This is a genomic window from Labrys sp. ALF-8, assembly GCF_059699065.1.
Genome location: NZ_AP048538.1, coordinates 1,305,608 through 1,318,334 on the forward strand (window position 1 = coordinate 1,305,608; position 12,727 = coordinate 1,318,334).

At 64.3% G+C, this 12,727-nt stretch carries 7 protein-coding genes; 3 read left to right on the forward strand and 4 right to left on the reverse strand.

What is annotated here, in order from left to right; genetic code table 11:
- Nucleotides 1-298 precede the first annotated feature (298 nt).
- Both AC6H34_RS26015 and AC6H34_RS26020 read left to right on the forward strand, forming a co-directional pair.
- The gene (locus AC6H34_RS26015) at nt 299-7,240 is read left to right on the forward strand and encodes an apolipoprotein A-IV repeat region-like domain-containing protein (RefSeq protein ID WP_497540707.1); all 6,942 of its coding nucleotides are present in this window, start codon (nt 299-301) and stop codon (nt 7,238-7,240) included.
- 198 nt (nt 7,241-7,438) lie between these two features.
- A complete protein-coding gene (locus AC6H34_RS26020; RefSeq protein WP_497540708.1) occupies nt 7,439-8,074 on the forward strand; it encodes a LysE family translocator in 636 nt (211 codons plus the stop codon).
- A 21-nt stretch (nt 8,075-8,095) separates the two neighbouring features.
- Here the strand turns inward: AC6H34_RS26020 and AC6H34_RS26025 are convergent.
- The 4 genes from AC6H34_RS26025 to uppP form a co-directional block, all read right to left on the reverse strand.
- Nucleotides 8,096-8,856, reverse strand: a protein-coding gene (locus tag AC6H34_RS26025; protein WP_497538130.1) for an IS5 family transposase whose coding sequence is annotated in 2 segments (ribosomal slippage) — nt 8,096-8,529 and nt 8,529-8,856 — 762 coding nt in all. Because the reading frame shifts where the segments join, the coding sequence is not laid out codon by codon here.
- Nucleotides 8,857-9,069: 213 nt separating this feature from the next.
- Complete coding sequence (locus AC6H34_RS26030) at nt 9,070-10,137, reverse strand: glycosyltransferase family 4 protein (protein ID WP_497540709.1); 1,068 nt, start codon at nt 10,135-10,137, stop codon at nt 9,070-9,072.
- A 12-nt stretch (nt 10,138-10,149) separates the two neighbouring features.
- Nucleotides 10,150-10,992 carry a UDP-2,3-diacylglucosamine diphosphatase gene (locus tag AC6H34_RS26035; RefSeq protein WP_497540710.1) on the reverse strand — a complete coding sequence of 281 codons (843 nt, stop codon included), beginning with the start codon at nt 10,990-10,992 and terminating at the stop codon, nt 10,150-10,152.
- Between the two features lie 139 nt (nt 10,993-11,131).
- The gene (uppP, locus tag AC6H34_RS26040) at nt 11,132-11,992 is read right to left on the reverse strand and encodes an undecaprenyl-diphosphatase UppP (protein ID WP_448147836.1); all 861 of its coding nucleotides are present in this window, start codon (nt 11,990-11,992) and stop codon (nt 11,132-11,134) included.
- Nucleotides 11,993-12,200: 208 nt separating this feature from the next.
- On the opposite strand from uppP, the gene AC6H34_RS26045 reads away from it, so the two are divergent.
- Nucleotides 12,201-12,632 carry a DUF2852 domain-containing protein gene (locus AC6H34_RS26045; RefSeq protein WP_448147837.1) on the forward strand — a complete coding sequence of 144 codons (432 nt, stop codon included), beginning with the start codon at nt 12,201-12,203 and terminating at the stop codon, nt 12,630-12,632.
- The last annotated feature ends 95 nt before the right edge of the window (nt 12,633-12,727 follow it).

Below are 12,727 nucleotides of genomic sequence, written 5' to 3' on the forward strand. Positions count from 1 at the left end.
CATGAGCTATTTGGCCTCAAGGCCCCAATTCCCTGAAAAACCCCAAAACCGCCGTATTTCCATGCGGTTTCAGCGTGGTAAAAAAGTCGTTAACGATGCTGCAGGAAACCCCACCGGGGCGGTTTCCATTCCCGACTGCGCAAGATAGGATTTTATGCTGGTGGCAATGTCCCGATAATTTGGGCCAATTGCATACCCCGTTTCGTAGGAAGCGGAATGAGACGGGCAGCGCTCCGGCGCCAAGCTCGTCCGTTAATTGCGTGTGGGCGGCAGTGAATTGAGTAGCGTGAGGCAGGCTATGTCGACGAATAAATCGAGAGTTCAGGATCCGGCGGATGCCGCCCTGTCTGCGATAGAGGAAGCGCTCAGCCTGAGCCAGGCCGCCTCCGCCGCGTCCGAACGGGAGCAGGCCCAGCTTCCCAAGGTCGACGAAGGCTTCAACTTCGAGGTCGAGCCCGAGCCGCAGGAGCCCCCCGAGCCGTCTCCGGAGCGGGCCGAGGAAAAACCGGCGGAGCGCCCGTTCACCCAGCCGCGCTCACCTGCCAATGACGATCGCGCCAGCGTGGGCCAGCTGCTGCAAGCCCTCCAGCGCCGCCCCTCGCGCACACCCTACTGGACCGCCCTCGCTCTCTCAGCGATCTGGCTTGCCGGCGGCGCCCTGCTGCTCAACCTGCTCGGCAGCCTCCAGCTCTCCAATCTGTTCCAGGCCTCGACCTACCAGGCAAACCCCGGCCTTGCGCTCGGCCTCCTTGCCGTCGTGCTGCCGCCCTTCTTCTTCTTCGCTGTCGCCGCCCTGATCTGGCGTTCGCAGGAAATGCGCTTCGTGACCCGTTCGATGACGCAGGTCGCCCTGCGCCTTGCCGAGCCCGAGGGCGCGGCGGCCGAGGCCGTCACCTCGGTCGGCCAGGCCATCCGCCGTGAAGTCGCGGCGATGGGAGACGGCATCGACCGGGCCCTCGCCCGCGCCAGCGAGCTCGAGATCATGGTGCACAACGAAGTCTCCATGCTCGAGCGCTCCTATACGGAGAGTGAGCAGCGCATCCGCTCCCTGGTCGAGGACCTTTCCACCCAGCGCGAGGCGATCGTCGGCAATGCCGACCGCGTGCGCTCGGCCATCGTCGTTGCGCATGACGACCTGACACTTGCGCTCGGCTCCGTCGCCGGGCGCATTTCATCGGAGGTGTCCGAGGCAGGCTTGCAGGTGATGCGCTCCTTCGGCGAACGCGGCGGCCAACTCACCTCGGAACTCGCCAAGGTCGGCGATCATATGGTCGGGGCCATGTCCGATCGCGGCAATTCTCTGATCGAGCGCATGACGGTCACGGCCGAAGCGGTGAACACCGCCCTGACGAGTTCCTCCGGGCTCGTTACCGATCATCTGACCAAGCGTGCCGCTGAGATCACGGACCACCTCACCAAGACCTCCAACGAGGTGAACGAAACCTTCGCAACCCGCGCCAACGAGATCAGCGACACCCTTTCTTCTCGCGCTCTGCTCCTGAACGACACCTTGACGAACAACAGCCAGCGTATCGTCGACGACATCGTGGAACGCGGCACGGCGGTGAACGAGACGCTCGTGCGCACCGGCGCCAGCCTGAGCAATGCCTTTGCAGAAAGCACGGACGTCGTCGCCACCTCGATCCGCGATACCGGTGCCAGGATGGTCGAGCAGATCGTCGGCAGCGTCGCCGACGTCAACGGCACCCTGCGCACGACGGGTGACGCGATCCTCGCCGACCTGCAGAACCGTGGCATGGACGTTGCCGGCCGGCTCGAGAACACCGCCACGCATATCGCCGAGATCATCACCACGCGGGGCGGCGATCTTGCGGATCGCCTGACCCTCACCGGCGAACGCATCCATGAGTCCATCGTGGTCGGCGGTGGCGACATCGATCGCCGGCTCGCCGCAACCGGACAGGCCATCGTCGACAACATCGAAAAGCGCAGCGCCGAAGCTGAAGCGACCGTCGCCTCTTCCGCGCAGCGCCTGCAGTCCCTCCTCGACGAGGAAGGCAGCCAGCTCTCCAACCGCATCAATACGGCGGCCCGCGATGCATCGGGCATCCTTGCCGTCAGCGGCGATACGCTCACACGCGTGATCGGCGAGCGCAGCGCCGCCGCCGTCTCGCAGATCAATTTCGGCGTGTCGCGCCTCGAGGATACGGTGAAGACGCAGACCGATGCATTCGGCAAGGCTCTCGCCGAACGCCTCGACACCCATGAAGCGCGCAGCCAGCACATCGCGGACAACCTGCATTCGCGGCTCGACGAGCGCCTCTCCGGCCTCGAGACGCGCAGCCTTGCCCATGCGCAGAAGGTCCATGCCGCTCTCGACGACACGCTGTCGGGCTTCGACGCGCGTTTCGCCAACAGCGCCACAGCCCTTCACGGCGGCCTGGAAACGCGCATGTCGGAATTCGAGCAGCGCTTCCAGTCTCTGTCCACCCTCGCCCATGCCGATCTCGACCGCCGCCTCGGCGATTTCGAGGCGCGCTTCGGCGAGAACATCCAGAACAACCGTTCGGGTCTCGACGAAACGCTCCGCGGCTTCGAGCAGCGCTTCAACGACAATGCCGAGCAGACGCATGCGGCGCTCAACCAGCGCCTCGGCGATTTCGAGGTGCGTTTCGGCTCCAGCGCCGAGGACGCGCACGCAACGCTCGACCAGCGCCTGGGTGCATTCGAACAGCGGTTCGGCTCCAGCGCGAACGGCATTCACGCCGCCCTCGACAAGCGCCTCGGCGATTTCGAGGAGCGCTTCGGTTCGAGTGCAAGCGGCATCGATGCCGTGCTCGACAAGCGTCTCGGCGATTTCGAACAGCGCTTCGGCTCCAGCTCAAGCGGCATTCATGCCGCACTCGACAGGCGTCTCAGCGATTTCGAGCAGAGCTTCGGCTCCAGCGCGGAAGAAGTGCATACCACGCTCAACAAGCGCCTCGGCGAGTTCGAGGACCGCTTCGGCGCCACGGCGGATCAGGCCCAGGAAGGCCTCGATCGCCGCATCGGCGACTTCGAGCGCCGTTTTGGCTTCAGTGCCGAGGTGGCCCAGGCCGCCTTCGAGCAGCGCCTCGGCGTCTTCGAGGAGCGCTTCAACACCAGCGCGGCGAGCGCGCAGACTGCCCTCGACCAGCGCCTCGGCGCCTTCGAGGAGCGCTTCGGTTCGAGCGCGGGCCATGCCCACAATGTGCTCGACCAGCGCCTGGGCGATTTCGAGAAGCGGTTCGACGTCGGCACGGAGAACGCTCATGCGCTGATCGACAGCCGCCTGAGCCAGTTCGAGCAGGAGTTCGCCGGCAGCGCCAACAATGCGCATGCCCTGCTGAATTCCCGCATGAACGATTTCGAGCGCCGCTTCCAGTTGATGACGTCGACGGCCGCCTCGAATTTCGAGAACCGCGTCAACGACTTCCAGACCGGCTTCACCGACACGCTGCAGGCCAACCAGGCGGAACTGGCCTCGCGCCTGGGCGATTTCCAGGCCCGATTCAACGGCGACGTGCAGAACACCCAAGCCGCTCTCGACGACAGCCTGGCGGCGTTCGAGATGCGCTTCGCCAGCAATACGGCCTTGGTGCGCTCCTCGCTCGACCAGCGCTTCGGCACTTTCGAGACGCATTTCATCAACAACTCCTCGGCACTGCAGGATGCACTCGACCAGCGCCTCCTCACGATGCAGGCGCATGTCGCGGCGAACACCGATGTCGTCCAGGGTGCCATCGCCGACAAGCTGAGTGCGTTCGAGACGAAGTTCCAGTCCAGTGCGACGACGGTGCATGCCACCATCGAAGACCAGCTCAGGGCCTTCGAGGAGAGCCTCAACAACCGCATCAATCTCGTGACGCAGTCCCTCGAACGCCAGATCGCGGCGCTCGACGACATCGTCAGCAATCGCGGTCCCGCCCTCGCCGCGCGGATCGGCGACGACACCCGCGCGCTGAGCGACGACCTCTCCCAGAAGCTGCTTGGTTTCGAGAGCTCGATCCGCTTGCACGGCACGCGCCTCGCAGACCAGGTGCAGGATCACACGACCAATGCGGCCGACCTGCTCGGCGGCAAGCTCGAGGCCTTCGACTCCCGCTTCGGCTCGCATACGGCATCCGTCGCGCAGACGCTTGACGACAAACTGGCCTCGCTCGACGAGAAGATCGCCAATCTCGATGAACGCATCGCGAGCAAGGCCGGCGACGTCGCCATGGCGATCGACGGTCGCTTTGCCCGTATCGACCAAGGTCTCGACGCCCGCGCCCGGTCTCTCAACGAGACCCTGGCCACCCGGACGCTGGAACTTGCCAAGACCCTCGGCGACGGCGGCAAGGGCGTCACCGCCGCTCTCGACGATAAGGTGCGCGAGGTTTCCGGCCTGCTCGACGACAAGGCCGCGACCATCGGCAATGTGCTCGACAGCCGCGCCGCGGCGATCAGCGACATCCTCAGCGGCCGTGCAAACGAGATCACAGGCATCATCGATGGCCGCTCAGCAGCAATCGGCGATGCCCTGGATGGACGTGCGAGCGCGATCGCCAATCTCCTCGACGGGCGTGCCAGCGATATCACCAATATCCTCGATGGCCGCGCCACCGACATCGCCAATATCCTTGATGGACGTGCCAGCACGATCACCGGCATCCTGGACGGCCGCACCACCGACATCGCCAATATCCTTGATGGACGTGCCAGTGCGATCACCGGCATCCTGGATGGCCGCACGAGCGAGATCACGTCTCTCATCGACGGCCGTTCTGCGGCGATCGCCGATACGCTGTCGCGCCGTGCGGACGACATCGCTGCCGTCCTCGGCACCAAGGGCGCCGATCTCACCGAGACACTCAGCGCCCGCGCCGAGGATCTCACTTCGCATCTCGACAACCGCTCTTCGCTGATGAGCAACGACCTGTCGTCGCGCGCTTCGGAGATTGCGGCGCATTTCGACAGCAAGACCACGGCGATCGTGGACACGTTGGCCGGCAGGGTCGGCGAAATCGACCAGACCCTCGGTTCGCGCGCCGACGAGATCGCGCACGCGCTCGACAGCCGCATCACCCGTTTCGAGCAGGACATCCTCGGCCGTCTGTCGGATCTCGCGGATGCCCTCGACTCGCGCGGGCTGCATATCGCCGATACACTCAGCGAGAAGGTGCAGCACGTCTCGGTCGACCTCTTGCAGAACGTCGCCGCGGCGGACGCCACGCTCAGCCGCCTCTCCGGCGACGTCGGTGCCAAGCTCGGCGAGCGGGCGGACGAGATCAACGCCCTGCTCGACACGCGCGCCAACGAGATGGCCGGCCTGCTCAACGAGCGCGGCCAGCATCTGATCGACACGCTGAACCAGATTTCGGCTGATGTTGCTTCGCAGCTCCGCGACAAGACGAGCGCCATCAACGCCCTTCTCGGCACACGCTCCACCGAGATCGCCAACATTCTCGACGAGCGCGGCCGCTTCCTGGCCGACACTCTGGCGAACCGCAGTACGAACCTGTCGACCGAACTGGGGGACATTGCCCAGACCGTTGCGCAGGCACTCGACGAGCGTGCAAGCCAGCTCGCCGACCTGCTCGGCCAGAAGGGCACCGACCTCGTCGACGCCCTTTCCAGCAAGCGGGCTGAGCTCAGCGATGCCCTGGCCCTCTCCTCCGAGGCGCTTTCCTCGGCCATCGAGAGCCGCTCGGGCCGGGCCATCAACGATCTCGGCGCGCTGCATCTGCGCGTGCGGGATGAAATCGCCGCGCTGCTCGATCGCGTCTCGGGGACCAACACCACGCTGCAGGAGGCGCTCGACACATCGGCCAAGACACTCGACTCGATCGAGGGGGGCCTTGCCGACCGCCTGCGCGACTTCCAGTCCACCATGCTGGGCCTGGCCGACCAGACCAACGGCGCCACCGACCGAGTCGGCGATCAGGTCTCGACGCTGCGCGACCTCGCGGCCAGCCTCATCAACGATGTGGGCGCCATGGCCTCGCGCCTGGAAGAGCAGAGCAGCCATCTCACCAGCGCCGCCTCGGTGCTGAACGAGACGCAGGCGCGTGTCGACCAGGCTCTCGACGACCGCCGTTCCACGCTGGAAACCCTGGTCGCCTCCGTGGGCGGCAAGATCGAGGCGATGGACGAGATGATGAAGTCCTTCGGCAACGTGATCGAGGAAAAGCTCGCCAATGCCGAGAGCAAGGCGCGCCAGACCAGCGGCCTGCTGGCCGACAACGCCAACACGACGGCCCAGGCGATCGCCGATCAGTTCGAGCTCATCCGTGCCACCACCGGCAAGGAACGCGATCGCACCTCGACTGCCCTCAAGTCCGCCTACGAGCAGGCGGTCGAAGAGATCTCCAGTCTCTTCGGCGGTGCGACGGAGCGCTTCTCACAGGTTGCCGAGGAGATGCGCGGCATGACGCAGACCGTGAAGCAGGAACTTGAAGCCACCCGCTCCGAGCTAAAGCGCGGCTTGCTGGAGATCCCGAAGGAAACTTCGGACTCCACCGCAACCATGCGCCGGGTGGTGGCCGAGCAGATCCAGGCCCTCAACGACCTCGCCGACATCGTCAGCCGGTCTGGCCGGTCGCTCGACATCACGGAGCCGGACCGTCCCGTGCCCGCTCCGCTGCGTCTGCGTGAGCGCGACCGCGAACGCGAAGTCGTGGGCGATACTACACCGGCGCGTCGTCCCGAAATGCCGCGAGCGGCCCAGCTGCCCGCGACGCCTGCGCGCCCGGCTCCGGAGCCCACTCCGGAACCGAAGCCCGCGGCTCCCGCCCGTGGCGCCGTCGTCGCTACCGCCGCTCCGGCCCCGGAGAATCGCGGCAGCGAGCGTCGCGGCCGCGGCTGGCTTTCGGAGGTCCTGGCCCGCGCATCCCGCGAGGAGCCGGAGCAGGCGCCGCCAACAGGCGCGCCGGCCGTGACTGCCTCCTCGCTCGACACGCTGGCCGTCGACATTGCCAAGATGATCGAACACGACACGGTTGCCGAGGTGTGGGACCGCTATCGCCGCGGCGAGCGCAACGTCTTCTCGCGTCGCCTCTACACATTGCAGGGGCAGCAGGCCTTTGAGGAAATCCGCCGGCGCTACCGCCGCGATCCGGAGTTCCAGGCCACGGTCGATCGGTACATCCAGGAGTTCGAGCAGTTGATCGCGGAGGTAGATCGCGAAGACCGCAGCGGCACCATGGCAAAGACCTACCTCACTGCCGATTCAGGCAAGGTCTACACCATACTCGCCCACGCGGCAGGCAAGCTCGCCTAGGCAAACGAACGAGGCCCCGGCAAGACCGGGGCCTTTTTTTTGCCCTAGCGTCGAGGCCGGCGCGCGGAGTAACGCAGCATCCGCCGCCGATCATCGAGCGGCTCCGAAGCCCGATCGTCGCCTCCGGGCAAAAACGCAGCTTGAGATCGCAACCGGCGCAGCTAGATTGCCGGGATTGCCGCTCCGAGGAATCCTGCCGTGGACTTCGCCCAACAATCCCATGCCCTCATCGTGGTCTACGCGCTCTATGTGGTCGCCACGGCCAGTCCAGGCCCGAGCAACATGGCGATCATGGGCATCGCCATGCGCCAGGGACGCCTGCCCGCCCTCGCCTTCACGGCCGGGGTGATGACGGGGTCGATAACCTGGGCCCTACTCGCTGCGACCGGCATATCCACTCTGCTCGCCGCCTTCGCCAATGCCATCTTCGCGATAAAGATCGGCGGCGGCCTCTACCTGCTGTTTCTCGGCTGGAAGTCCGCTCGTTCCGCCTTGCATCCCGCGCCGCTCGACCGCAGCCCCGCTCCCGGTCCCGTCGACTATGGAAGGCTCTATCGCCGCGGCCTCATGCTGCACCTGACCAATCCGAAGTCCATTCTCTCCTGGATCGCCATCATGTCGCTGGGCCTGCAGGCAGATGCGCCGGGTCACACGATCCTCGCCATCATCCTCGGCTGCGCCCTGCTCGGCATCACGATCTTCGGCGGCTATGCCCTGCTCTTCTCGACCGATCTCATGGTGCGGCTCTATCAGAGGAGCCGCCGCTGGATCGAGGCGATGCTGGCCCTGTTCTTCGGCGTGGCCAGCATCCGGCTCCTGATGACACGACTCTAGTAGGCTGTGGTGACAAATTAATCATTTGAGCCATAGCATGATGCTGGCGATTTTGACGAAGCCGAGGAAGTTTTCGGCCCGTTTGTCGTATCGGGTTGCAATGCGCCGCCATTGTTTGAGTTTGGCGAAGAAGCCTTCAATGCCCCAGCGGTTCTTATAGGCAATCTTGTCGTAGCGGTGCTGGTACTTGCGGTGGCGGCGGGGCGGAATGACAGGCTCGCCGCCCTGGTCGAGAATAATGTCGTGCAGCCGATCGGCATCATAGGCCCGGTCGGCGATCACCTGACTTGCCGGCAGGCCCTGGATCAAGTCGCAGGCTGGCGCCATGTCATTCTGCTGGCCAGGGCCGATCTCGAAGCGCACGGGCAGTCCCAGTGCATCTACGACAACATGGAGTTTGGTGCCAACCCCCCCTCGCGAGCGGCCGAGAGCCTGGGCTTCAGATCCCCCCTTTTACGCCGCGCACCAGCGGCCTGGGCCTGCGCCCGGATAACGGTGGCATCGATAGCCACCCACTCCAGGTCAGGATATTCGGCCGCGGCTTCAAACAAGCGATCGAAGACACCTGCCTCGATCCAACGATAATAGCGCCGCTTAGCCCTCTGATACGGACCGAACCGCTCCGGCAGATCACGCCAACGCCCACCTGACCGCGCTAGCCACAAAAGAGCATCGAAGAAACGGCGACCATCGCTGCGCGGGCCACGCTTGCCCCTGCGTCCGCCGGGAACAAAGGGCCGGATCCGCTCCCATTGATCGTCTCGCAAAACCTCGCCTTCCAAAGCTCTCCTCCAAAAGATAGCTTTGAATCTGATTTGCGCTCTCCTGGGAATCCCAAAGCCCTTAAATTGTCACTACAGCCTAGAGCGTTTTGTATTTTGACGGAAACGGCAAAATGCAAAGACGCGTCGAAAAACAAAGAGCTGGAAAAAAGCGGCGTTTCTACCTAACCGCGCTTTGCTCTAGCGAGCGGGATCGCCGCCCGGGGCGCTAGGTCAGGCGGGCATCCTCGTTCGCTCACTCTTGAGCAACACCTGCTTTTCAGGAGCCTCCACCGGCACGCGGCCAGCAGCCTGCATGATGTTCCCGACGAACTGACGGGCGCAGGCATCCCATGAATAGTTCAGTGCCTCGGCCCTGCAATCGGCGGGATCGAGCGCCAGGCAGGCCAGCGCCGCCTTGCACAGATCCTGATCGAGCACGCCGGCCCTCGTCCCCCCGATGACGTCGATCGGACCGGTTACCGGAAAGGCGGCAACCGGCAGGCCACTCGCCATGGCTTCGAGAAGGACGATGCCGAAGGTATCCGTCAGGCTCGGAAAGACGAAGACATCGGCCGAGGCATAGGCTCGCGCCAGGTCCTCACCGCTCCGCATGCCGGCAAAATGCACCCGGGGATAACGCACGCGGAGCAATTCGAGCGCCGGTCCAGCGCCCACCACCACCTTTGAGCCCGGCAGATCGAGGTCGAGGAAGGCTTCGATGTTCTTCTCCACCGCCACGCGTCCGACATAGAGGAAGATCGGACCGGGCAGATCGAAGATGCGTTCGGCCCGCGGATGGAAGAGCTCCGGGTTGACCCCGCGGGACCAGCGCATCAGCCGCTTGAAGCCCCTGCCCGCCAATTCCCGCTCCAGGGCCGGCGTCGAAACCATGATCCCGGCTCCCGCATTGTGGAAGCGTCGAATCCAGCGATAGCTCCAATCGAGCGGCACCGGTGCCCGGGCAGCGAGATACTCGGGAAAGCGCGTGTGATAGCTGGTCGTGAAAGGGCGCTTGACGCGCAGGCACGCGCGTCGCGTCAAAAGGCCGATCGGGCCTTCGGTGGCAATGTGAATGAAGTCGGGATTCACTGCCTGGATATGCCGTTCGATCGCTCCCGGCGGCGGCAGCGCCAGCCGGATCTCGGGATAGGATGGCATTGGCACCGACCAGAATCGGTCCGGGGCCAGGAAGCTGAACTCCACCCCCAGTTTTGCTGCCGCGGCCGCCGTCTGCTCAAGCGATCGCACCACCCCGTTGACTTGGGGCCGCCAGGCGTCGGTGGCGATGAGGATCTTCACCAGGGTCGGACCTCAAGCCGCGCGTTGGGGAATCAGGGCGCCGCTCTTGCCGGCTTCACTGCCGTCGGGATTTTTCGACTCGGACTTGCTATTCCGTTCGCGAACGAGGTCACTCCAGCGCACGATCTCGAAACGCCCGTCGAAATGCTCGATGATGGCAGTGCAGCTTTCCACCCAGTCACCTGAATTGATATAGGTGACCCCTTCGAGATCGCGGAGCGTAGCGTGGTGGATATGGCCGCAGATCACGCCATCGCAATTAAGGCGCTTTGCCTCCCTGGCCAACGTCTCTTCAAAGTGGCCAATGAAGCTCACGGCATTCTTTACCTTGAGCTTCGCCCACGCCGACAACGACCAGTACGACAGGCCCAGGCGCCGGCGGACGACGTTCAGCCAGGTGTTGATGCCGAGCGCGGTGACATAGGCCCAGTCACCGAGGAAGGCCAGCCACTTGGCATGACGCACGACCACGTCGAAGGCGTCGCCATGTATCACCAGATAGCGCTTGCCATCGGCGGCGACATGCACCGTCTGCTCGATGACCTCGATGCCGCCGAAATGGTGGCCGGGGAAATCGCGCAGGAACTCGTCGTGGTTGCCAGGTATGTAGATCATGCGCGCGCCCTTGCGGGCCTTGCGCAGCAACTTCTGAACGACGTCATTGTGGGTCTGGGGCCAATACCAGCCGCTTTTGAGCTGCCAGGCATCGACGATGTCGCCGACGAGGTAAATCGTCTCGGCATCGTAGACGCGGAGGAAGTCCAGCAGCATGCCCGCCTGGCAGCCGCGCGTTCCCAAATGTACGTCGGAAATGAAAAGCGCCCTGTAGCGCGTGCCTTCGCTGTCGTTGTCCATGGCACCATCCTCGACTGTGGCCCAATGGCGTGTCGTCAGTCAGGTTTGCCCGGGAGATGAACGAAACCGACGGCGCGTCTTGCGCCGTCACAAACACGATTCACTTCATGGTTTTATGACAGTGGCCGGCTTTCGTCGGTCAGCGGAAGGAAATCCATAGGACGACCGCTCCGAGGAGGATGCGATAGAGCGTGAAGGGCCAGGTGGAGAAGCGCTCCAGGATCCGCATCAGCCCCCAAAGGGCAGCGAAAGACGAAAGGGTACCGACAACGAGCCCCACCAGCAGGATGAACCAGCCCTGCCCGTCAAGATGCGCATGGACGAGCGTGACAACCTCATGCAGGCCAGCCAGGGCGATGGCGGGAATGCCGAGCAGGAAGGAAAACCGAGCGGCTTCCTCCCGTTTGAAGCCCTGGAACAGGGAAGCCGTCAGCGTCGAGCCGGAGCGGGAGACACCGGGGATGAGAGCGCCCACCTGCGCCACGCCGACGACGATCGCATCGCGCAGCCGCATGTCCTCAACCTTGCGAACGTGGCGCGCCACCAGTTCCGCCACGGCCAGCAGCGCACCCATGACAAGGCAGGCGACGCCGATTACGGGCAGCCCGCGCAGCGGGCTGTCGCAGCGGTTCAGAAGCGGCGACAGGAGCAGGCCCGCGATCACGATCGGAATGGTGCCCAGCACCACGCCGACGGCCAGGCGGAAATAGGGGGAGGAGAAGTCCCTCGTGCGAAGGGCCGCCAGCGACCCACCAGCCATGGCGCGGACATCGGACCAGAAATAGCAGACGACGGCACTGAGGGCGGCAAGCTGCATCGTGGCCGAGAAGGCCGATCCCGGATCCTGCCAGCCCAACACGGCCGGCACCAAGCGCATGTGAGCGGTGGAGGAGATCGGCATCAACTCGGTAATGCCCTGCACCACGCCCAGGATCGCCACCTTGGCAGCGCCCAGGGCCACAAATCCAGTATCCACCCCTTCGGTACATGCACCACTCATCGGTATCCTGCTCCCACTCGAGACTCCTTGCTGCACCGCACACAGAGCGTGCAATCAAGGCGGCTTTGGGGCAGCAGAATTAGTTCATCCTTAGAAAAGCATCGAAATGACGAAGATTAAATTGGATAAGGCTTTCGTAACTGCCCTTGAAGCCTTTCCTTACGACCCCCAATTGCTCGGGTGCTGGGTTGCAACATAGGAGAGGATAATGACCTCTTGTTCTACGCGTGGCCGTTGGCATCCGCTTCATGTCGTTGCGGTGATTGCCGGCTTTCTAATCTGGTGGCCGCTTGGCCTGGCGGCGCTGGCCTATTTCATCTGGGGCGATCGCTTCCCTAGGGAAAGGGTGCGTGAGGGATTCGAACGGGCCAAAGCGGAGTTCACCGGATTTGGCCGGGATCAGCGCGGCTATGGCTTTGCCGGCCAGAGTTGGTCCGGCACGGGCAATGCCGCCTTCGACGACTATCGCCGCGAGACGCTGCGCCGCCTGGAAGAGGAGCGCCGCCGTATCGAGGAAGAGGGTCGCGCGTTCTCCGAATTCGTCGCGAATCTGCGTCGCGCTCGCGACAAGGAAGAGTTCGACCGCTTCATGGCCGAGCGCAATGCCGCCCGTAACAACGGCGATGGCGCACACGGCTGAGAACGGACAGTACCTGGAATCCGAAGTGAATAAGGCCCGCGCAGCAGCCGCTGCGCGGGCAATTTATTGGACAGGCGGCACGGAAGACCAAGGCC